The organism is Pseudomonas furukawaii (assembly GCF_002355475.1).
GTDB lineage: Bacteria > Pseudomonadota > Gammaproteobacteria > Pseudomonadales > Pseudomonadaceae > Metapseudomonas > Metapseudomonas furukawaii.
In genome coordinates this window covers 5,951,408-5,972,428 of the sequence record NZ_AP014862.1, presented here as the reverse complement: position 1 = coordinate 5,972,428, position 21,021 = coordinate 5,951,408, and the positions used below count along the sequence as shown (strand labels likewise).

General features: G+C 67.8%; 20 protein-coding genes. 14 read left to right on the top strand and 6 right to left on the bottom strand.

What is annotated here, in order from left to right; genetic code table 11:
* The first annotated feature begins 135 nt into the window (after window positions 1-135).
* Entirely contained in the window at window positions 136-543 is a 408-nt protein-coding gene (gene rnk / locus KF707C_RS27600; RefSeq protein ID WP_003457563.1) for a nucleoside diphosphate kinase regulator, read from the top strand.
* A gap of 105 nt (window positions 544-648) precedes the next feature.
* Here the strand turns inward: rnk and KF707C_RS27595 are convergent, their stop codons facing one another.
* From KF707C_RS27595 to argH, 5 genes are all read right to left on the bottom strand, one after another.
* Window positions 649-3,486 carry a class I adenylate cyclase gene (locus KF707C_RS27595; RefSeq protein ID WP_003457561.1) on the bottom strand — a complete coding sequence of 946 codons (2,838 nt, stop codon included), beginning with the start codon at window positions 3,484-3,486 and terminating at the stop codon, window positions 649-651.
* 100 nt (window positions 3,487-3,586) lie between these two features.
* Complete coding sequence (locus KF707C_RS27590) at window positions 3,587-3,829, bottom strand: TIGR02647 family protein (RefSeq protein ID WP_003457559.1); 243 nt, start codon at window positions 3,827-3,829, stop codon at window positions 3,587-3,589.
* 52 nt (window positions 3,830-3,881) lie between these two features.
* Entirely contained in the window at window positions 3,882-4,160 is a 279-nt protein-coding gene (locus KF707C_RS27585; protein ID WP_003457558.1) for a hypothetical protein, read from the bottom strand.
* Entirely contained in the window at window positions 4,157-4,777 is a 621-nt protein-coding gene (locus KF707C_RS27580) for an ATP-binding cassette domain-containing protein (protein ID WP_003457556.1), read from the bottom strand. The genes KF707C_RS27585 and KF707C_RS27580 overlap by 4 nt, the downstream gene beginning before the upstream one ends.
* A 12-nt stretch (window positions 4,778-4,789) precedes the next feature.
* Complete coding sequence (gene argH / locus KF707C_RS27575; protein WP_003457555.1) at window positions 4,790-6,184, bottom strand: argininosuccinate lyase; 1,395 nt, start codon at window positions 6,182-6,184, stop codon at window positions 4,790-4,792.
* A gap of 213 nt (window positions 6,185-6,397) precedes the next feature.
* On the opposite strand from argH, the gene KF707C_RS27570 reads away from it, so the two are divergent.
* The 9 genes from KF707C_RS27570 to KF707C_RS27530 all read left to right on the top strand — a co-directional run bounded on the left by KF707C_RS27570 (window position 6,398) and on the right by KF707C_RS27530 (window position 15,212).
* Window positions 6,398-7,480 (top strand): sensor histidine kinase, encoded by a 1,083-nt coding sequence (locus tag KF707C_RS27570; protein WP_003457554.1) that lies wholly within the window; start codon window positions 6,398-6,400, stop codon window positions 7,478-7,480.
* Complete coding sequence (locus KF707C_RS27565) at window positions 7,477-8,223, top strand: LytR/AlgR family response regulator transcription factor (protein ID WP_003457553.1); 747 nt, start codon at window positions 7,477-7,479, stop codon at window positions 8,221-8,223. Before KF707C_RS27570 ends, KF707C_RS27565 begins: the two co-directional genes overlap by 4 nt.
* A 134-nt stretch (window positions 8,224-8,357) precedes the next feature.
* The gene (gene hemC / locus KF707C_RS27560; RefSeq protein WP_036994519.1) at window positions 8,358-9,296 is read left to right on the top strand and encodes a hydroxymethylbilane synthase; all 939 of its coding nucleotides are present in this window, start codon (window positions 8,358-8,360) and stop codon (window positions 9,294-9,296) included.
* Window positions 9,293-10,063 carry a uroporphyrinogen-III synthase gene (locus KF707C_RS27555; protein ID WP_003457551.1) on the top strand — a complete coding sequence of 257 codons (771 nt, stop codon included), beginning with the start codon at window positions 9,293-9,295 and terminating at the stop codon, window positions 10,061-10,063. The genes hemC and KF707C_RS27555 overlap by 4 nt, the downstream gene beginning before the upstream one ends.
* Window positions 10,064-10,079: 16 nt before the next feature.
* Window positions 10,080-11,213 carry a uroporphyrinogen-III C-methyltransferase gene (locus KF707C_RS27550; protein WP_003457550.1) on the top strand — a complete coding sequence of 378 codons (1,134 nt, stop codon included), beginning with the start codon at window positions 10,080-10,082 and terminating at the stop codon, window positions 11,211-11,213.
* Window positions 11,210-12,460 carry a heme biosynthesis HemY N-terminal domain-containing protein gene (locus tag KF707C_RS27545; RefSeq protein WP_003457547.1) on the top strand — a complete coding sequence of 417 codons (1,251 nt, stop codon included), beginning with the start codon at window positions 11,210-11,212 and terminating at the stop codon, window positions 12,458-12,460. Before KF707C_RS27550 ends, KF707C_RS27545 begins: the two co-directional genes overlap by 4 nt.
* Before the next feature lie 259 nt (window positions 12,461-12,719).
* Window positions 12,720-13,211 (top strand): disulfide bond formation protein B, encoded by a 492-nt coding sequence (locus KF707C_RS27540; RefSeq protein ID WP_003457545.1) that lies wholly within the window; start codon window positions 12,720-12,722, stop codon window positions 13,209-13,211.
* A gap of 267 nt (window positions 13,212-13,478) precedes the next feature.
* Complete coding sequence (locus tag KF707C_RS27535) at window positions 13,479-13,949, top strand: Rsd/AlgQ family anti-sigma factor (protein WP_036994514.1); 471 nt, start codon at window positions 13,479-13,481, stop codon at window positions 13,947-13,949.
* A 240-nt stretch (window positions 13,950-14,189) separates the two neighbouring features.
* Window positions 14,190-15,212, top strand: a complete 1,023-nt coding sequence (locus tag KF707C_RS27530; RefSeq protein ID WP_003457541.1) for an AlgP family protein — start codon at window positions 14,190-14,192, stop codon at window positions 15,210-15,212.
* Here KF707C_RS27530 and KF707C_RS27525 read toward each other — a convergent pair.
* Window positions 15,209-15,673: a TIGR02444 family protein gene (locus KF707C_RS27525; protein ID WP_003457539.1), complete on the bottom strand. Its 465-nt coding sequence runs from the start codon at window positions 15,671-15,673 to the stop codon at window positions 15,209-15,211. The genes KF707C_RS27530 and KF707C_RS27525 overlap by 4 nt on opposite strands.
* Window positions 15,674-15,723: 50 nt before the next feature.
* Between KF707C_RS27525 and KF707C_RS27520 the strand changes: the two genes are divergently transcribed.
* The 4 genes from KF707C_RS27520 (at window position 15,724) to KF707C_RS27505 (ending at window position 20,999) form a co-directional block, all read left to right on the top strand.
* The gene (locus tag KF707C_RS27520; protein ID WP_036994513.1) at window positions 15,724-17,634 is read left to right on the top strand and encodes an ATP-binding cassette domain-containing protein; all 1,911 of its coding nucleotides are present in this window, start codon (window positions 15,724-15,726) and stop codon (window positions 17,632-17,634) included.
* Window positions 17,634-18,173, top strand: coding sequence for a mechanosensitive ion channel family protein (locus KF707C_RS27515; RefSeq protein WP_003457537.1), 540 nt, complete (start codon window positions 17,634-17,636; stop codon window positions 18,171-18,173). The genes KF707C_RS27520 and KF707C_RS27515 overlap by 1 nt, the downstream gene beginning before the upstream one ends.
* Before the next feature lie 76 nt (window positions 18,174-18,249).
* Window positions 18,250-18,882, top strand: a complete 633-nt coding sequence (rhtB, locus tag KF707C_RS27510; protein ID WP_003457536.1) for a homoserine/homoserine lactone efflux protein — start codon at window positions 18,250-18,252, stop codon at window positions 18,880-18,882.
* A 227-nt stretch (window positions 18,883-19,109) separates the two neighbouring features.
* Window positions 19,110-20,999: a cytochrome c/FTR1 family iron permease gene (locus KF707C_RS27505; protein ID WP_003457535.1), complete on the top strand. Its 1,890-nt coding sequence runs from the start codon at window positions 19,110-19,112 to the stop codon at window positions 20,997-20,999.
* The last annotated feature ends 22 nt before the right edge of the window (window positions 21,000-21,021 follow it).

Genomic DNA, 21,021 nt, shown 5'->3' with positions numbered 1-21,021 from the left:
TCTTGCCAAGCGCGTCCGGGCTGACGTACTGTCGGGCTTCCGGGCGATGACGTCCGGGCATACAGAATCAGAAACCCCGCCCTCGGGCGGGGTTTCGCTTTTTTCGTAACCTGCACAAGGAGTCGCGCGTTCGCCATGAACACCCATCCGCCCATCACCATCACCCGTCTCGACCTGCAACGCCTGGAGCGCATGCTCGACAGCCTGGAGGAGTTCGGCCCGGCCGCCGAGGCGCTGGAGCGCGAGCTGTCCCGCGCCCAGGTGGTAGGCCATGAGGAAGTTCCCGCTGGCGTCGTCACCATGAACTCCCGGGTCCATTGCCGCGAGGAAAGCAGCGGCAAGGACTATCACCTGACCCTGGTCTACCCCGAAGAAGCCGGGGGCGAGGGCAAGGTTTCCATCCTCGCGCCCGTGGGCAGCGCACTGCTGGGTCTGACCGTCGGTCAGCACATCGACTGGCCGGTACCGGGTGGCAAGACGCTCAAGCTGACCCTGCTGGAGATCGAGTACCAGCCCGAAGCGGCGGGTGAATACGCGCGCTGATCCTTCGCAAGGTCCGCGAGGTGGGGCCTGTGCTGAAGGGCAGGTCTTCGACCTGCTTCGCGGCTGAACCTCCACGGAGAAGCCGGCAGCCCTCTGGCGGCTTCGTCAGCCTTCCCGCAGCGCCCGATTGAGCCGATCTTCCAGTTCCACCTTGTAGCGCAGGTAATGGACCGTCTGCGCCTGGCCGCGCCCGGGCATCTGGGACAGGTCGAGGTCGGTGATGTAGCAGGGATAGCGTTCGGGTGAGCGGCGCTGGGCGAGGATATGCCGGGCCACGGCGGCGAACAGGCCACTGCCGTACTCCAGCTCGGAGAATTCCCGGTGGTTGCAGTAGAGGGTCACGTGGACCATGCCGGCGTCGGCGGGCTCGACGATGGCCTGCACATCGTAGAAGGGATGGCTCACCGCTGCCGCCGGTGCGGCGCGACGTTCCAGTCCGCGACCCTGGTTGACCACCTCGTAGTAGAGGATTTCCCCCGAGGCTTGTGCCTCGGTGCCTTCCAGGGGCAGCAACGCGTTGCGCCGATAGAGCAGTGACTGCAGGAAACGGTGCAGCGGGTTGAGCAGGCTCAGTTCGTCATGGAACGGCAGGCGTTGGCGCCAAAGGGCGTTGCGCTCGTCCAGCAGGCTGATCTCGGCGCTGCCGCCCTCCTGTCGGTAGAACACCTGGATGCAGCCCGGGCGCCCGACCGGGAGGATCACCGACAGGTCCTGCTCGGCCAGGGCATGGCGGTCCAGTTGCAAGGGGCTGTAGTCCGGCACGTCGCGCCCCAGGTGCTCCACCAGCGCCGGCAGGTCCGGCAGGCTGGCATGGTTCACCTGGCCCGGCTCCAGTTGCAGGATGTGGAAGCGCTGCTCCACCTGGAGCAGGAAGCGCGGGACGCCGGTGGTGCCCAGGAGGGCCTGGGTGTCCTTGAATAGCTCTTCCACCCGCTGCCCGATGGCCTGGGCGCGATTGCGACAGTAACAGCGCACGCGCAAGCCCGGTCGCGGGCCGTTGGCGGGCAGGGCATTCAGGTAGTCGCGCAGGCAGGCGAGCAGGGCGTCCGGGCCCTCGTAGCGCTGCACCAGCAGTTCGTTCCAGCTGTTCAGCGTGACCTGGTCCAGGGTCAGCACCAGATTCTCCCGCACTGCGGAAAAGCCCAGGGCGTCGTTGTGTTCGGTGATCAGGTGGAAGTTCTTCTGGCTGTGCTGGCGAAGCGGGTCGACGCCGACGTTCACCAGCAGCAGGGTGTTGGTGGGGACGCCAGGGCGGAGCAGGGCGTTTTCATCCACCTGGCCCAGGGGCAGGGGAAAGGCCTGTTGCAGGCTGGCCAGCAGGTTGCTCAGTTCGTTTTCCGTCAGGTCGCTGTTACCCGGGTGCAGGGAAACCCGGGTGCTGGCGTCGATCACGCCGTTGCGGTGGCACCAGGCGAGCAGGGCGATCAGTTCCCGACTGCGCTTGAGGGGCGCGAAATCGCGCCACTCCTGGGCATTCAGGCTGCCGTGGAAAAGTGCCCACTGGGTTTCGCCGCCGTCTTCCGTGCTGGGGCATTGCACCAGGGTCAGGGTGTCTTCTGCGATGTCCGGGGCGATCCCGGGGTTGATGAATTCCACCTTGCCCGCCTTGCGCTCGAAGGCGGCGTAGAGGCGTCGGCCCAGCACCCCAAGGTCGCGGCTGCTCAAGGTGCCGGCGGTCTGTTCGCTGCGGGCGAACTGGGACAGGAAGCGGTAGCTGTAGGTCAGTTCGTTGACCAGGGCGCGCCGTTCGCTGAGCACCTGGCGCACCTTCCACTGGCTGCGGCTGTCGAGCATCGCCAGCTGGCGGGGCGACCAGTGCCATTCGGCGGTGAGGCGCTCCAGCAGCAGGCGCTGCCAGCTCTTGCTGCGGTTGCGCGGAGGGCGGCTGAGCTTCTTGTTCACCTTGAGGTAGAGGCAGCGGCGGATCAGTTCCAGGCGCTCCGGTTCATTGCGTGCCCGCAGGTATTCTTCCAGGCGGCGATAGACCACCACGTAGGGGTCCAGCTCGTCCAGGTCCAGGCGATTGGCGTAGACCGCTTCCTTGAAGCGCAGGGAAAGGCAGGCCACCCGGGGGTGCTCGCGGGCATAGACCTCGGTGAGCAGCAGCTTGAGCACGGACTTGTAGGGGGATTCGATGCCCTTGTAGAGCTGCCACATGCTGGCGCCGATGAATTCCCCGGGGGGGATATGGGCCAGGTTGCCCAGGTCCAGCACGTCCTCGGCACGGATGAAGCGCTTGGACAGCAGGGTGCGGGCGTATTCGGCGTAGCGGCCCTCTTCATAGGTCGGCACCAGCCACCAGAGCGGCGTGCGGCCGGCGAGCCAGATGGCGGTCCGGTAGAACTCGTCCAGCAGCAGGTAGTGCTGGGTGGTGCCGCAGTCGTCGGAGGTGAGCCGGGCTTCGCGGTCGCCCAGGGTGAAGCGGGCCGGGTCGACGAGGAAAAAGTGCGCCTCGGCGCCCTGGCTGGCGGCCCAGGCTTCCAGGGCGCTGCACTTCTTCTGCAGTTCGCCGGTGGCGGCGACGTCCAGGTCCGGGCTGTGGCAGACCCAGATATCCAGGTCGCTCTGCTCGTCCTGGGCGATGGTGCCCAGGCTGCCCATGAGGAACAGGCCATGAATGGGCGTGGGTTGCGGTCCCCGCCGGGCCTTGTAGGAAAACGAGCGGGTGAGGCGCTGGGCTTCGGCCAGGACTTCGTCGTCGGGCTCGAAGGTCGCCACGCCGGCGGGCGTGGTGCCGGAGACATAGCCGGGCAGCAGGGGGTGGTTGACGTGGAACAGCAGCGGCAGCAGCCGCAGCACCAATTGCTGGCGGGTGGAAAGCGCCAGCATGGCCCGCTCCAGGCGACCGTCGTTCACCTTGAGGAAGCGTGCGCGAAGCTGGGCGAGGACCTTGCGGTCGATGCCGTCGTCGATGTCCGGGCGGATTTCCTGGGTACGCGTCATGCTCACATCTTGTCCCATGCTGGAGGTCTGCCGGCCATTCGGGCCGGCAGGCGTCCGCATTGTATCGCCCGGGAGCGCACCGACTTGAGTGCGCGTCGGGTCAGCTGGGTTGGGGCAGGAGGATGGTGCGCAGGGCTTGTACGTGCTCGGCCGCATCGAGGCCGAGGCTGGTGAGGTAGCCGCCGTCGGGTTGGGTGACCAGGCCTTTCTCGTGAAGCCGCGTGACGGCGGCCTGGGCCTTGGGATTGGCGTTGTTGTGGACCTTGATGCCTTCCTGGGTGTTGTCCAGGTTGAACAGGGCCAGCAGTTCGAATTCGGCGATCAACTCGGGGGTGAAGACCATGGTCGCTCCTTGTTCTTGTTGTACCGCGGGAGTCTCGCCAGTGTAGGCGAACTCAGGCCTGATCTTCCGGCAGCTCGGGGAGCGCCCGCAAGGCCTGTTCGTACCAGGCGGTGTCGAACGGACGGTCGGCAGCGAGCATGGCGTCGATTTCGTGGGCCAGCACCAGGGCCATGAGCTGGAGGATCTCCTCCCGTTCGTAGCCCACCAGGGTCAGTTTGTTGAGGGTGGCCCGGGCGGCGGGCGGCTCGCCGGTCTCGATCTGGTTCTCGATGGCCTGGGTCAGGGTGGCTTCGGCGAAGGCTTCTTCGCCGTCATCAATGTCGTCGGTCATGGTGGGGTTCCCGGTTGCGATGGCGGAAGTGTGCCACGTCCGTCGCCGGCCTGCTGGCGCAGCTGACGCAGGAAGGCCCGGACTTCCCGGCGCGAGCCCAGGCGTATGCGTCGGATGCCCGCCAGTTCCGGGTCTTCGTGCTCGGCACGGAAGCGGGCGCGGTAGACGCCGAAGCGGGTCCAGCCCCAGAGGATGATGGAGCGCTCGGGGTCCAGGCTGAGGAGGTTGCGCAGACGCTCGCGGTTGCCGTTCCAGAGTCGTGTGCGCAGCAGCACCCGGCCGAAGCTGCGCAGCAGCAGGTTGCGCATCACCTCGGCACGCGGCGGGTCCAGCCAGATCTGGGTGTCGGCGCGGGCGAGTACCTCGGGGCGCACGGCGCCGTAGCTGCCTTCGACTATCCAGCGCTCGCCGGCCAGGGCCTCGGTGACGCGGCGGCGGAATTCCCGCCGGGGCAGGGGCTGCCAGTCGCGCTGGTGGAAGAGGGCGTCGAGCTCGATGTGCGGGCGGTCGAGGAGGCGGGCCAGCGCTCGCGCCAGGGTGGTCTTGCCGGAGCCGGAGCAACCGACGATGGAGATGCGCTGGCCGGGAAGTCCCGGCCAGTCAGGTTGCCGATCCATGGCGTGCGGCTGTCAGCGGGCGGCCAGCAGGGCCTTGCCACGTTGCACGGCGGCGCGGACCTGGTTCGGCGCGGTGCCGCCGATGTGGTCGCGGGCATTCACCGAGCCTTCCAGGGTCAGCACGGCGAAGACGTCGTCACCGATCTGGTCGCTGAACTGGCGCAGTTCGTCCAGGCTCATCTCGGCCAGGTCCTTGCCGGTGTCGACGCCGTACTTCACCGCGTGGCCGACGATCTCGTGGCAATCACGGAAGGGCAGGCCCTTGCGCACCAGGTAGTCGGCCAGGTCGGTGGCGGTGGAGAAACCGCGGCGGGCGGCTTCACGCATGACCTCGCGCCTGGGCTTGATGGCCGGAACCATGTCGGCGAAGGCGCGCAGGGAATCGCGCAGGGTGTCGGCGGCGTCGAACAGCGGTTCCTTGTCCTCCTGGTTGTCCTTGTTGTAGGCCAGCGGCTGGCCTTTCATCAGGGTCAGCAGGCCGGTGAGGGCGCCAAAAACCCGGCCGGACTTGCCGCGAACCAGCTCGGGCACGTCGGGGTTCTTCTTCTGCGGCATGATCGAGGAGCCGGTGCAGAAGCGGTCGGGCAGGTCGATGAACTGGAACTGGGCGCTGGTCCAGAGCACCAGCTCTTCGGAAAAGCGCGACAGGTGCATCATCGCCAGGGAGGCGGCGGCGCAGAATTCGATGGCGAAGTCGCGGTCGGACACGCCGTCCAGGGAGTTGCCGCCGACAGCGTCGAAGCCCAGCAGCTGGCAGGTGACCTCGCGCTGGATCGGGTAGGTGGTGCCGGCCAGGGCGGCGGAGCCGAGCGGCATGCGGTTGACCCGCTTGCGGCAGTCCACCAGGCGCTCGTGGTCGCGGCTGAGCATTTCGAACCAGGCCAGCAGGTGGTGGCCGAACGTCACCGGTTGTGCGGTCTGCAGGTGGGTGAAGCCGGGCATGATGGTGTCGGCCTCGGCGTCCGCCAGGCCCAGCAGGCCCTGCTGCAGGCGGGTGATCTCCGCGAGGATGATGTCGATCTCGTCCCGCAGCCAGAGGCGGATATCGGTGGCCACCTGGTCGTTGCGCGAGCGGCCGGTGTGGAGCTTCTTGCCGGTGACGCCGATGCGGTCGGTCAGGCGCGCCTCGATGTTCATGTGCACGTCTTCCAGGTCCACGCGCCAGTCGAAGGTGCCGGCTTCGATCTCACCCTGGATCTGCTTCAGGCCATCGATGATGGCGTCACGTTCCGCCTCGCTGAGGACACCGACCTGTGCCAGCATGGTGGCATGGGCGATGGACCCCATGATGTCGTGGCGGTATAGGCGCTTGTCGAAGTCAACGGATGCGGTGAAACGGGCGACGAAGGCGTCTACGGGCTCGCTGAAGCGGCCACCCCAGGACTGGTTGGTCTTGTCGGTGCTCATGGGTTCACTCGGTGAGGAAGGTGAAAGAAAGCCGATGGGCCGGAAAATTCAGTCGATAATAACAGCGTTGCCGGAAAAACCGGCGCGGCCCGTCTGGTCGGGGCCCGATCGCCATGGCCCTCTCGGCGGCCCCAGGCGTTCGACGGTCCGGCTGAGGTTCTTTACCCGGCGACCGCGCCTGCCGCTCGCCGGGTCATGGGGGATGTGTCCGGGATGTCGAAGCGCCTGAAGAAAAAAGTGCGTGCCAGAAGCGCGCACGACGATTTCTTCCTGCCCGAGCTCTGCTTGCCCGAGGCCTTGCTCGGCCTGGTTCTGCTGGCCGAGTTGCTGGTGCTGGTGCTGGTGCTGGCCGAGCCGATGCTGCCCAGCTTCAACTGGGTGCGCCTGGCACTGACGTCCCTCTTCGTGCAGTGGATCGTGCTGCTCTCGGCGGCGTTGCTCTGCCAGCTGCGCCCGTTGCTGGCGCGTATGCGGGCCTCCGTGGCCGGAGGCATCTGCTGTGCCCTGGTGGTGGGGCTGACCCTGGCCGGCACCGGCGTGGCCGACTACTTCGACTTGGGCGGCCCGCTGCCGCGCCATGGGGAGGTCAACCTTTACCTGCGTCACGGCCTTATCAGCCTGATCATGTCGACGCTGCTGCTGCGCTACTTCTACCTCCAGAGCCAATGGCGCAAGCAGCAGCAGGCCGAGCTCCGGGCCCGAATCGAATCCCTGCAGGCGCGTATTCGCCCGCACTTCCTGTTCAACAGCCTGAACAGCATCGCCAGCCTGGTGGTCATCGATCCGGACAAGGCCGAGCAGGCCGTGCTGGACCTTTCCGACCTGTTCCGCGCCAGCCTGGCCAAGCCCGGCACCCTGGTGGATTGGGGCGAGGAGCTGGAACTGGCGAAACGATATCTCTCGATCGAGCAATATCGTCTCGGAGACCGGCTACAGTTGGATTGGCAGGTGGATGAAGTTCCGGAGGATCTGCCCATTCCCCAGTTGACGCTGCAGCCTTTGCTGGAAAATGCCCTGATCCATGGCATCCAGCCGCGCATCGAGGGGGGGCTGGTGCGGATCGAAGCGGACTACCGCGACGGCATGTTCCGTCTCTGCGTGAGCAACCCTTACGACGAGACCCAGGACCCGTCGCCGTCGAAGGGAACCCAGCAGGCGCTGCGCAATATCGACGCCCGCCTCGTGGCACTTTTCGGGCCACGGGCGAGTCTCAGCGTGGAGCGCCGTGACGGCCGCCACTTCACCTGTCTACGCTATCCTTGTGCGAGACTCACGCAGGAAGCCCGTGCGATATGAATGTCCTGATCGTCGACGATGAACCCCTTGCCCGCGAGCGCCTCAGCCGTCTGGTCGGAGATCTCGATGGGTACCGTGTCCTGGAGCCTGCCGCCAGCAATGGCGAGGAGGCGCTCACCCTCATCGACAGCCTGAAGCCGGATGTCGTCCTGCTGGACATTCGCATGCCCGGGCTGGACGGGCTTCAGGTGGCCGCCCGGCTCTGCGAGAAGGAGGCGCCGCCGGCGGTGATCTTCTGCACGGCCCATGACGAATTCGCCCTCGAGGCCTTCCAGGTCAGCGCCGTTGGCTACCTGGTCAAGCCGGTGCGGTCCGAGTCCCTGGCCGAGGCCCTGAAGAAGGCCGAACGCCCCAACCGCGTGCAACTCGCCGCGCTGACCCGCCCCGCCGCGGTCAGCGGGAGTGGTCCCCGAAGTCACATCAGCGCCCGTACCCGGAAAGGCATCGAGCTGATCCCCCTGGATCAGGTGGTCTACTTCATCGCCGACCACAAGTACGTGACCCTGCGCCATGAGCACGGCGAAGTGCTGCTGGACGAACCCCTGAAGGCCCTGGAGGACGAATTCGGCGACCGATTCGTGCGAATCCACCGCAACGCCCTGGTGGCCCGCGAGCGCATCGAGCGGCTGCAGCGCACGCCCCTGGGGCACTTCCAACTGTTCCTCAAGGGCCTCAATGGCGATGCCCTGACCGTCAGTCGCCGGCATGTCGCGGGCGTGCGCAAGATGATGAACAGCCTGTAGCGGGTTGACGTCGGTCACCCGCTTCTTCCGCCTGCGTTTCCTCGCAAGTCGGTGTCGTTCCGTGACAACCGCCCGCGCCCTCGCCGCGTGCGGGCCTGTTATGATTCCGGGCATTGCCCATTCCGGAAGTGACCATGTCCCGCGAGATCCGCATCGCCACCCGCAAGAGTGCCCTGGCCCTGTGGCAGGCCGAATACGTCAAGTCGCGCCTCGAGGCCGCCCATCCCGGCCTGAAGGTCAGCCTGGTGCCCATGGTCAGCAAGGGCGACAAGCTGCTGGATGCCCCGCTGGCCAAGATCGGCGGCAAGGGCCTGTTCGTGAAGGAACTGGAAACCGCGCTGCTGGAGCACGAGGCCGACATCGCCGTGCACTCCATGAAGGACGTGCCCATGGATTTTCCGGAAGGCCTCGGGCTCTACTGCATCTGCGAGCGTGAGGACCCCCGGGACGCCTTCGTCTCCAACACCCATGACAGCCTCGACGCGCTGCCCGCCGGTAGCGTGGTGGGCACCTCCAGCCTGCGCCGCCAGGCCCAGTTGCTGGCTCGTCGCCCCGACCTGAAGATCCAGTTCCTGCGGGGCAACGTGAACACTCGCCTGGCCAAGCTGGACGCCGGCGACTACGACGCCATCATCCTTGCCGCCGCCGGCCTGATCCGCCTGGGCTTCGAGGATCGAATCCGCGCCTCCATCAGCGTCGAAGACAGCCTGCCCGCCGGTGGCCAGGGGGCCGTGGGCATCGAGTGCCGTACCGCCGACAGCGAGATCCACGCCCTGCTGGCGCCGCTGCATCACCCGGACACCGCCCTGAGGGTCACCGCCGAGCGCGCCCTGAACAAGCGCCTGAACGGCGGTTGCCAGGTGCCTATCGCCTGTTACGCGGTGCTCGAGGGCGAACAGCTCTGGCTCCGTGGCCTGGTGGGCCAGCCCGATGGCGGCCAGTTGCTGCGCGCCGAAGCCCGTGCCGCCAGCGCCGACGCCGAGCGTTTGGGGGTGCAGGTAGCCGATGAGTTGCTGCAGCTGGGCGCTGGCGAGATCCTCAAGGCCGTCTATGGCGAGGCCGGTCACCCGTGACGGGTTGGCGGTTGCTGCTGACGCGCCCCGCCGAGGAGTGCGCAGCCCTGGCCGCGACCCTGGCCGAGCACCAGGTGGCCAGCAGCAGCCTTCCGCTGCTGGCCATCCAGCCTCTGGAAGAATCGCCGGAGCAGCGAGGCCTCGTCCTGGCGCTGGATCGCTACTGCGCCGTGGTGGTGGTCAGCAAACCGGCGGCGCGTCTTGGCCTCGACCTGCTGGATCGCCATGGGCGGCAGCCCCCGGCGAGCCTGCGTTGGTTCGCCGTCGGCGCCGCCACCGGCGCCTTGCTGGAAGGTCACGGCTTGCCGGCGTCCTGGCCGGAGGCGGGCGATGACAGCGAGGCCCTGCTGGGGCTGCCGGCCTTCACCGAGGCCCTCGCCACGGCGGAACCCAGGGTGCTGATCATGCGCGGCGAGGGTGGCCGGGAGTTCCTGGCCGACCGCTTGCGCGACCAAGGCGTCGCGGTCGACTATCTGGAGCTCTATCGCCGCTGCCTGCCGGAGTATCCGTCCGGGACCCTGGCGCGGCGCATCGAGGTTGAACAGCTGAACGGGCTGGTGGTCAGCAGTGGCCAGGGCCTTGCGAACCTGCTGCTGCTGGCCGGGGATGACTGGGCCGGAATGGCCCACCTGCCCCTGTTCGTGCCGAGCCCACGCGTGGCCGAGCAAGCGATGGCGGCAGGCGCGAAGAATGTTGTGGATTGTCGTGGCGCCAGTGCCACGGCCTTGCTGGCGGCGCTCAGGCAGCATCCGGCGCCGGCCCCCTGAAGCGAAGGATGGATACGTGAGCGAAGCAGAAGCCCCGAAACAAGAGCATCAAGATACCTCAGCCGCCGAGCCCGTCACCCCGACTCCGGCCGCGTCCACCCCGCGAGGCAATGGCCTGGCCCTGTGCGCCCTGCTGCTGGGCGCCGTCGGCATCGCCGTGGGGGGCTGGGGACTTTGGCAGGTGCGCAGCCTGGAGGCCCGCGACCAGCAGCAACTTGGACTGGTCGAAGAGACACGGGGCCAGGCCCAGGCCCTGGCCCAGCGTGAACAGCAACTCAGCAAGCGCCTGGAGGCGCTGCCCAGCGCCGCGGAGCTGGACGAGCGTCGTCGACTGCTGGTGGACCTTCAGGGTGACCAGCAGCAGATCCGCCAGCGCCTGGAAACCATCCTCGGCGCCAGCCGCAAGGACTGGCGTCTGGCCGAGGCCGAGCACCTGTTGCGACTGGCCACCCTGCGCCTCTCGGCGCTGCAGGATATCCACAGCGCCACCGCCCTTGTGCAGGCCGCTGACGACATCCTCCGCGAACAGAACGACCCCGGCGCCTACGCCGCCCGCGAGCAGATGGCCAAGAGCCTGCTGGCGCTGCGCAGCACGCCGCAGCCGGACCGCACGGGCCTGTTCCTGCAGCTGGGGGCCCTGCGCGAGCAGGCGGCCCGGCTCAACCCGCTGGTACCGGCCTTCGAGGACAAGGGCGGCGTGCTGATGGACATCGCCGCCGAAGGCGACGGTCGCAGTCGCTGGTCCGAATGGCTGGAAACCCTTTCCCACTACTTCCGCATCCAGCTGGACGCCAGCCAGGACATCAAGCCACTGCTGTCCGGCCAGAACCTGTCCCGCGTCCGCCTGGCCCTGTCGCTGGCCCTGGAACAGGCCCAGTGGGGGGCGCTGCACGGCCAGACCCAGGTCTACCAGCAGGCCTTGCGCCAGGCCGGCGAGGTGCTCAAGGGACACTTCAACGACGAAAACCCCGACAGCCGAGCCCTGCTGGCGCGCATCGACGAACTGGCCACGCAGCCGGTGGAGGTCAAGGTCCCCGACCTCGCCCCCACCCTTGCCGCGCTGCAGGCCTACCTTCTGCGTGCCCCCGGCGCCGCCGGTGAAGCCGAAGAGCCGGCCAGCGCTGAGCCGGCCCAGGAGGCCGGCCAATGAAGCGTCTGCTCAAGGTCCTGCTGGTCCTGGTGCTGATCGGCGGCGTGGCGACTCTGCTGGGCATGGCCATTGCCCAGCACAAGGGTTATGTCCTGGTGGCCTACAAGGGCTTCCGCTACGAGTCCACCCTCTGGGCCACCCTGGCGTTGCTGGCGGCGCTCTGGCTGCTGTTCGCGGCGATCCGCTACCTGCTGCGGCTGGTGGTGGTTTCCGGCGGCGTGGTCAATCCCTGGTCCCGGCGCAACGCCCGGCGTCGTGCCCGCCTGGCCTCCGAACAGGGGCTGCTGGACCTGGCGGAAGGCCGTTGGGCCAGGGCGCTGCGTCATCTCAAGCGTGCCGCCGAAGCTGACCCGCAGCCGCTGATCTACTACCTCGGTGCCGCCCGCGCGGCCCAGAAGATCGGCCAGCACGAGGACGCCGAGCACCTGCTGGAGCGTGCCCTGGAGCGCCAGCCCCAGGCCGAACTGGCCATCGCCCTGGCCCATGCCGAGCTGCAACTGGACCGGGGGGATTCCGACCAGGCCCTGGAGACGCTCAAGGCCGTCCATGACCGCCATCCGCGCCATCACCAGGTACTGCGCCAGTTGCTTCACCTCCACGAAGTTCGGGCGGATTGGGCCGCCCTGGTCGGACTGCTGCCCACCCTGCGCAAGGAGAAGGCCCTGCCGGAGAGCCGCTTGGCCGAGCTCGAGTTGCGTGTCTGGAGCGCCCGTCTGGAGCAGGCGGGCGAAGAGGGGCTGAACGAGGGCGAGACCGCCCTTCAACCACTGACCCGCGCGTGGCAACAGCTTTCTTCCAGCCAGCGTGCCGAGCCTCGACTGGTGCTCGCCTTCGCCCGGCAGCTGCAGCGCCTGGGCGCGGAAGAGGAGGCCGAGGAGGTGGTGCGCGGGGCGCTCAAGCGCGGCCACGACGACGACCTCGTCCACCTCTACGGCCTGCTGCGCGGGCGCGACCCGCTGCGACAGTTGCAGACCGCCGAGGGCTGGCTCAGGGATCGCCCGCAGGACGGGACCCTGCTCCTCACCCTGGGCCGGCTGTGTCTGCGCAATCGCCTCTGGGGCAAGGCGCGCGAGTACTTCGAAAGCAGCCTGAGCTTCCGTCGCGACCCGGAAACCTGTGGCGAGCTGGCGCGCCTTCTGGCGCAGCTGGGCGAGATCGAGCGCAGCAACCAGCTCTTCCAGGAAGGCCTGGGCCTGCTGGACCAGCGTCTGCCCGCCTTGCCCCTGCCGGCGGAGCGGATGGCCTGACGGCCAGGCCCGGAATGTCCGGGCCCCTGGTTGGCTCGGTCCTGTCCGCCGCGACCCGGTGTCGCGGTGAATGCGAACGGGCCTTCTCCCGCCTGCCAAGCCAGCGCCTGCCGCGATCCCGGGTTCCTGGAGGCGGTCTGGAGGGTGAGCGCGATGGGCGCGCCGGGCAGGCACTTGCCACGACCTCGGCTGTCGCCTTGAAAGCGCAAGGCCCTTTCCTCTACCGTATCGCCCTTTCCGACCATCCAACGGAGCCGCCATGTCCCTGGCCAGCCCGCGTCAGCTCTTCCTGCTTGCCTTCCTCGCCTGTGTGGCGGTCATGGGCGGCGCCCTCTACCTGGAACACGCGCTCGGCCTCGAGCCCTGTCCGCTGTGCATCGTCCAGCGCGTCTTCATCGTCGCGTTCGGCCTGGTCTGCCTGGTCGCCGCGCTGCATGGCCCGGCCACCATCGGGCGTCGTGTCTACGCGGTGCTGGCGTTGCTGTTCTCAGGCCTGGGCGCCGCAGCCGCCGGCCGCCAGATCTGGCTGCAGAACATACCGGCCGACCAGTTGCCCGCATGCCTGCCCAGTTTCGACTACATGATCGAAGCCTGGCCTGTCCTGCAGATTCTCACGACCATGCTCCATGGCACCGCCGATTGCGCCGAGGTGACCTGGACCCTGTTCGGCATGAGCATTCCCGAGTGGAGCCTGCTGGCCTTCGCCGGCTGCATCCTGTTCTCCCTCTACCAACTGCTGCGTCGCGCCTGACCCTTTGGCGCGCGCGGCGCCAGCCCATCGCCTCGCTCGCGAAGCGCTGGCCAGATGGGGCGGGGGTTGTCGATTAAACGCTCGTATGAATCTTTTCCCGCCAGTGCCTTGATGGCACTCTCCGGCGAGCATAATCTGGCCCGCACGCACCGCCGGAATATTGCCGTTTTTGCGGTGTCTTCCCCGAATCTTGCACCGGTCGACAAAAAACCGTCTCGGAGCAGACGTATAACGGCATTACCGAATTAGGGAAGTGAGGTCGTCACCATGCTCGAAAGTTGCCAGAACGCTCAGGAACGTTGGGGTGGCGTGCACCAGCTGATCGACCGCTGGCTGCAGGAGCGCCGCGAACTGGTCAATGTCTACGCTTCATTGAGTGACAAGCCCCAGGCTCCGAGCGCCAACGCGGAAGGGCTGCAACGTTTTTGCGAAGTGCTGCTGGACTACGTGTCAGCGGGGCATTTCGAGGTCTACGAGCAGTTGCTCAACGAGGCGAAGGAGTTCGGTGACCAGCGTGGTCTCGACCTTGCCAGGCAGATCTATCCCCGCATCGAAGCCATCACCCAGGTCGCGCTGGCGTTCAACGATCGCTGCGACAACGGCGATTGCCGCGACCTCGGCCTGAGCGCCGAGCTCAAGCAGCTGGGGCAGTTGCTCCATGAGCGTTTCGAGCTGGAGGATTGCCTGATCGAAGTGCTGCATAACGCCCACCAGGGCCAGGCCCCCCAACCGGCCTGACCCGGTGCTTCCAGCTCGGGATTGCGCGTGCCGTGGTCCCTCTGCGGATCTCCCTGGCGTCCTGCTGCGGTCGGCGCTGCTCCCCGGGCCGGGCTCGAAATTTCGGCGCCGGGTTCGCTTCGGGACACCGCGCCCGTGTCATCAGCCGCAAAGCCGCGGCGGGCGGAATGCAGCGGCCTCTGGCGACTCGTGAAACAGGCGACTAGTATGGGCCAAATAACGCCCGCCAGGAGGCAAACCATGTCGGCCAAGAAGAAGCCCGTAAGCACCCCTCTGCACCTGCTGCACCAGCTTTCCCACAGCCTGCTCGAACACCTCGAAAAAGCCTGCGCCCAAGCGTCGGTCGACGCTGAAAAGCTGTTGGCCAAACTGGAGAAACAGCGCGGCAAGGCCCAGGAGAAACTCCACGCCGCACGCACCAAGCTGCAGGATGCTGCCAAGGCCGGCAAGGCCAAGGCTCAGGCCAAGGCGAAGAACAGCATCGCCGAACTCGAGACCCTGCTGGATACCCTCAAGGATCGCCAGTCCGAGACCCGTACCTACATCGCCCAGCTCAAGCGCGACTCCCAGGAAAGCCTGAAGCTCGCCCAGGGTGTCGGCAAAGTGCGCGAGGCCGCCAACAAGGCGCTGACCGCCCGTGAGGCCAAACCCGCCGTCGCTGCCAAGCCGGCTGCGAAGGCCGTCGCCAAACCGGCTGCCAGGGCCGCCGCCAAACCGGCCGCCAAGGTGGCGGTGAAGCCCGCCGCCAAGCCTGTCGCAGTGAAACCGGCAGCCAAGGTCGCAGCCAAGTCGGCGACTAAACCCGCCGCCAAGGTCGCGGCTAAACCGGCGACCAAACCGGCCGCCAGGGCCGCTGCGAAATCCGCTGCCAAGCCTGCTGCGCAAGCTGCCGCCAAACCTGCCGCCGCCAGGGCCCCGGCCGCGAAGCCCGCAGCCAAGCCGGCCGCGAAAGCCGTCGCCAAACCGGCTGCCGCCAAGCCCGCTGCGGCTAAACCGGCCGCCAAGCCTGCGGCCAAGCCCGCAGCCGCCAAGCCGGTCACTGCGGCCAAGCCCGCCGCAAAGGCACCGGCGAAGCCGGTTGCCGCGAAGGCCGCGACCAAACCTGCTGCGAAGAAACCCGCCGCCAAGCCGGCTGCCGCCAAGCCTGCCGTTCCGGCTCCGGCCGCTGCACCTGCCGCACCGGCTGCGCCTGCCGCCCCGGCGGCTGTCAGCGCAACCCCGGTCAGCAGCAACAGCGCCACTCCGACCGCGCCGTCGAACTAAAGCGCCAGGGCCGCGCCGCGCAGGCACTCCAGCGCGTCGCGGTCCACTTCCTCCCGCACGGGGAAGCTGCCCTGCAACCAGGCCTCCAGCTGCTCTCCGTGGTTTGCCCCCCAGCCATCCGCCGCACTCTCCAGGCGCGCCAGCAGCTTGCGTTCAGCCTCCACTTCCAGCGCCTTGATCTGCTCCCGCAGGCCATCCAGTGCGGGGTCCTCGCGGGCCGCTTCGCGCCAGCCCTGGCGTAGGGCACGCAAGGGCTTCACCACGCGCTCCTGCCAGGGACCGCACCTGTCCGCCAGCGCCCGCAGGCGCGGTTCCTCGAAGGAGACGCCCCGCCGTCCGAGCCAGCAGGCCGTGAGTAGCAGGCAGACATCCGCCCCCCGATCCTGCAGGTGCAGGCATGCGGCCTCCACCCCGGGTTGGGCGTAGAGACGCAAGGCGAAGGTCCACAGGTCAGAAGTCATGGCGCTCCCCGGGCGATGGCACAGCGAAGCTGATAAACTCCGCCGCCATCATGATCCGACTGCAAAATCTCACTCTACAGCGTGGTCCCCAGCGCCTGCTAGAAGGCGCTGAATTGACCTTGCACGCTGGCCAGAAGGCCGGCCTCATCGGTGCCAACGGCGCCGGCAAATCCAGCCTGTTCGCGCTCCTGAGGGGCGAGCTGGGACCGGATGCCGGAGACTGCCAGCTGCCCGCCGACTGGCGCATCGCCCACATGCGCCAGGAAGTGGACAACCTGGAGCGCCTGGCGGTGGACTACGTGCTCGACGGCGACGTGCACCTGCGCAAGGTGCAGCGTGACCTGGCCGCCGCCGAAGCCGGGCACGACGGCTCCGCCATCGCCCGGTTGCACCTGGAACTGGACAGCGCCGACGGCTATACGGCCGATGCCCGGGCCCGCAAGCTGCTCGCCGGACTCGGCTTCAGCGCGGAGCAGATGGACCGGCGCGTCGGTGACTTCTCCGGTGGCTGGCGGATGCGCCTCAACCTGGCGCAGGCCCTGATGTGCCCGTCGGAACTGCTGCTGCTGGACGAGCCCACCAACCACCTCGACCTGGACGCCATCCTCTGGCTGGAAGAGTGGCTCAAGGGCTACCCCGGCACCCTGCTGCTGATCTCCCACGACCGCGACTTCCTCGACGCGGTGGTGGACCACGTCGCTCACCTCGACCAGCGCAAGCTGACCCTGTATCGCGGCGGTTACTCGGCCTTCGAGCGCACCCGTGCCGAACGCCTCGCCCAGCAGCAGCAGGCCTACGAGAAGCAGCAGGCGCAGCGTGCCCACATGGAGAGCTTCATCGCCCGCTTCAAGGCCAAGGCCACCAAGGCCCGCCAGGCCCAGAGCCGGATCAAGGCCCTGGAGCGCCTGGAAGAGCTGGCGCCGGCCCACGTGGACTCGCCCTTCGATTTCAGTTTCCGCGAGGCCGACAAGGTCTCCAGCCCGCTGCTGGACCTGTCCGAGGGCCGTCTCGGTTACGGCGACAAGACCGTCCTTGAGCAGGTCAAGCTGCAACTGGCGCCGGGCGCCCGCATCGGTCTGCTGGGTCCCAATGGCGCCGGCAAGTCCACGCTGATCAAGACCCTCTCCGGCGATCTCGAACCCCTGGGCGGTCGCCTCGTCCGGGGCGAGAACCTCGCCATCGGCTACTTCGCCCAGCACCAGCTGGATGCCCTCGACCCCAAGGCCAGCCCGCTGCTCCATCTGCAACGCATCGCCCCGGGCGAACGTGAACAGACGCTGCGGGATTTCCTCGGTGGCTTCGATTTCCGGGGCGACCGCTGCGACGAGGCGGTGGCCAATTTCTCCGGCGGCGAGAAGGCGCGCCTGGCACTGGCGCTGATCGCCTGGCAGAAGCCCAACCTGCTGCTGCTGGACGAACCCACCAACCACCTGGACCTCGAGATGCGCCTGGCGCTGACCCTGGCCCTGCAGGACTTCGCCGGCGCCGTGCTGGTGGTGTCCCACGATCGCCACCTGCTCAAGAGCACCACTGACGAGTTCCTGCTGGTGGCCGATGGCCGCGTCCAGGGCTTCGACGGTGACCTCGACGACTACGCCCGCTGGCTGGTGGATTACCGCGCCCGCCAGGCGCCGGTGTCCTCCACGCCGATGAACCCGGACAAGACCGACAAGCGCGCCCAGCGCCAGGCCGCGGCAGCCCTGCGTCAGCAACTGGCACCGCACAAGAAGGAAGCCGACAAGCTGGAGAAGGATCTGGGCAAGGTGCAGGAGCAGCTTGCCGGCATCGAGGCGCGCCTCGGCGACGCCGCGCTCTACGACGCCGCCCGCAAGGACGAACTCCGTGACCTGCTGGCCGAGCAGGCCCGTCTGAAGGGCCGCGAGGCCGAACTGGAGGAAGCCTGGCTGTTGGCACTGGAAACCCTGGAGGACCTGCAGCGGCAACTGGAGGCCACGGACTGATGGAGGACCTGCAATTCCTCACGGCCTGGAGTGAGCCGCTGATCCGCACCGGCCAGGTGCTGCTGGTGATGCTGCTGGCCTGGTTGGCCCAGCGCGTGCTGACCCGTGGCATCACCCGGCTCGGGCAACGCTATCCACAGCTGCCCCCGGAACTCTTGCTGCCCCTGCGCGGCTTGCTGCGCTGGATGATCCTCGGCAGCGCCTTCATGCTGGTGCTGGAGCGCTTCGGCGTGTCCGCGGAGGTGCTCTGGACCGCCCTCACCGGCTTTGCCGCCGTGGCGGCGGTGGCCTTCTTCGCCATCTGGAGCGTGCTCTCCAACATGTTCTGCGCGGTGCTGATCTTCTCCCTTGGCCCCTTCCGGATGGGGGACAAGGTGGAGGTGGTGGAAAGCGCCGACAAGCCGGGTGTGAAGGGCCGGGTGATCGCCATCAACCTCTTCTACACCACCCTCGAAGACCTCAGCGAAGACCAGCAGGGCGCCCTGGTCCAGGTGCCCAACAGCCTGTTCTTCCAGAAGGCCGTGCGCCGCTGGCGCTGATGGCCCTGTGCAGCGCCCCGGCGGAGGAGTAGGCTGGGGACCTTTCCGTTTCGCTCTCCTTCCCGAGGTATTCGCCATGGCCTTGCAGACCTGGCTCGCTTTCCTGGTCGCCTGCTGGGTGATCAGCCTGTCTCCGGGGGCCGGTGCCATCGCCTCCATGTCGTCCGGCCTGCAGTACGGCTTCTGGCGCGGCTACTGGAACGCCCTTGGCCTGCAACTGGGACTGGCGCTGCAGATCGCCATCGTCGCAGCCGGTGTCGGCGCCATTCTCGCGGCCTCGGCCCTGGCCTTCAGCCTGATCAAGTGGTTCGGCGTCGGCTACCTGGTCTACCTGGCGGTGAAGCAGTGGCGGGCCCTGCCCAGTGACCTCGCCACCGACGACGCCACCCGTCCCATCGGCCGCCCGCTGAGCCTGGTACTTCGGGGCTTCCTGGTGAACTTCAGCAACCCCAAGGCCATCGTCTTCATGTTGGCGGTGCTGCCCCAGTTCATCGATCCCCATGCCCCCCTGGTGAAGCAGTATCTGGTGATGGGCGTCACCATGATCACCGTCGACCTGATCGTGATGGCCGGCTACACCGGCCTGGCCGCACGGGTCCTGCGACTGCTGCGCACGCCGGGCCAGCAGCGGCTGATGAACCGCAGCTTCGCGGCGCTGTTCGTCGGCGCTGCCGCGCTACTGGCCACGGTGCGTCGCACCTCGGCCTGAAGCCCATGCAGCCTGGACATCACAAAGGCGACTGTTGTCGCCTTTGTGTTTTCTGGCGTTCGCCGGCCCGTCGGCTGAAATTCTTCAAATCATCTGGGCCCCAGGTCCTATGAGGGCTGCAGGGGCGATCTGCGACAAATCACCGCAACTCCGGGGGCTAGTTGGGGTTGAGCTGTTTCGTTAGGAGGGTAACAATTTGTTTCCCCATTCTCATTTGAGATTGAAACATGTTTCCGATTTCCAGATTGCTCGGCTGGCTGCTCATGCCGCTGATGGCGCTCTGCAGCTTCAGCCTGCTGGCCGACCCGGCCGATGGCGCCGCGCAGGCGCTGCACCTGCTCAGTTACATCGGGGCCGACTACCCCTCCACCGTTGCCAACGGCCAGGTCATCGATGATGGCGAGTACCGTGAGCAGGTCGAGTTCCTGGGTGTCCTGCAGGGCCTGATCGTCGCCTTGCCGGCTCGCGACGGCCAGCAGGAGCTGGAGCAGGGCGTGGCCGGACTGCGCCAGGCCGTGGAAGCCCGCCAGGACGGGGCCGACGTGGCGCGTCAGGCTCGCCAGCTGGCGGCCCGCCTGGCCGCGTCCTATGAGGTCAGCCAGGCCCCGCTCATCACTCCCGACCCCGTCCGTGGCGCGCCCCTTTATGCCCAGCATTGCAGTGTCTGCCATGGCGATGCCGGCGCCGGTGACGGCCCCGCCGGGATGGGGCTGGAGCCGCCGCCGGCGAACCTGCGGGATCAGGCTCGAATGGATCGGATGAGCCTCTATGACCTCTACAACACGCTCGGCCTGGGGGTGGACGGAACCGACATGCCCGCGTTCGCCGACCAGCTGGACGATCGCCAGCGCTGGGACCTGGCCAGCTACATCGCCGGTTTCAGTGCCGATCCGTCGGTTAAAGGGGCGCCGCTGCCCCTGGGCGAACTGGCCGGGCGCACGCCGGAGGAGGTGGGGGCCAGCCAGGGCGTCCAGGCCCAGGCGCTGTTCCGCGCCCAGCGCGCCCAGCCGCCGCTGCAGAAGCGTGGCCCCGCCGAGTTGATCGGGCATACCCGGGCGACCCTGGAGCAGAGCCTTAAAGCCTATCGGGATGGCGAGGCGGACCAGGCCTATGACCTGTCCGTGGCCGCCTACCTCGAGGGCTTCGAGCTGGTGGAGAGTTCCCTCGACAACCTGGATGCTGCCCAGCGCAAGACGACCGAACGGGCGCTGATGGCCTATCGGCAGGCGATCCAGGATCGCCAGTCGACGGGACAGGCCGCCCGGTTGCTGGAGCAGGCCAAGGTGGAGCTGGACAGGTCCGCCCGGTTGCTGGACGGCGATGGCCTGAGCGGTTCGCTGACCTTCGTCTCCAGCCTGCTGATCCTCCTGCGCGAGGGCCTGGAGGCGATCCTGGTGCTGGCGGCGATCCTCGCCTTCCTGCGCAAGACCGACCAGGAGCACGCGGTGCGCAGCGTCCATGCCGGCTGGGGCCTGGCGATCGTCGCCGGCTTCGCCACCTGGGCGGTGGCGGCCTTCCTGATCGACATCGGCGGTGCCCAGCGCGAGCTGATGGAGGGCTTCACCGCGCTCTTCGCCAGCGTGATGGTGCTCTGGCTCGGCGTGTGGATGCATGATCGCCGTCATGCCGCGGCCTGGCAGAGCTACATCAAGGAGCACCTGCTCGGCAGCAGTGGCCGCTTCGGTTTCGCCACTCTGGCGTTCTTCTCGGTCTACCGCGAGCTGTTCGAAGTCATCCTCTTCTACGAAACCCTCTGGCTGCAGGCCGGACCCGCCGGCCACGGCATGGTGGTGGCGGGAGCGGCGGCCGCGCTGGTGCTGCTGGTGGGGCTGGCCTGGGTGATCCTGCGGGGCTCGGCGAAGCTGCCGCTGGGCACCTTCTTCAGCGCCAACGCCATCCTGCTGTGCGCCCTGTCGGTGGTCTTCGCCGGCCATGGCGTGGCGGCGCTGCAGGAAGCCGGCGTGCTGGGCACCCGTCCGGTGGCCTTCTTCGAGTTCGACTGGCTGGGCATCCATCCCGACGCCTGGACCCTGTCGGCCCAGGCCCTGGCGTTGCTGGCCATCGCCGCACTCTACGGTCGCAGCCGGCTGCGGGAGCGCGGTACGGCGCAGGCCTGAGCCGGGGGCGGGGAGTGTAGAC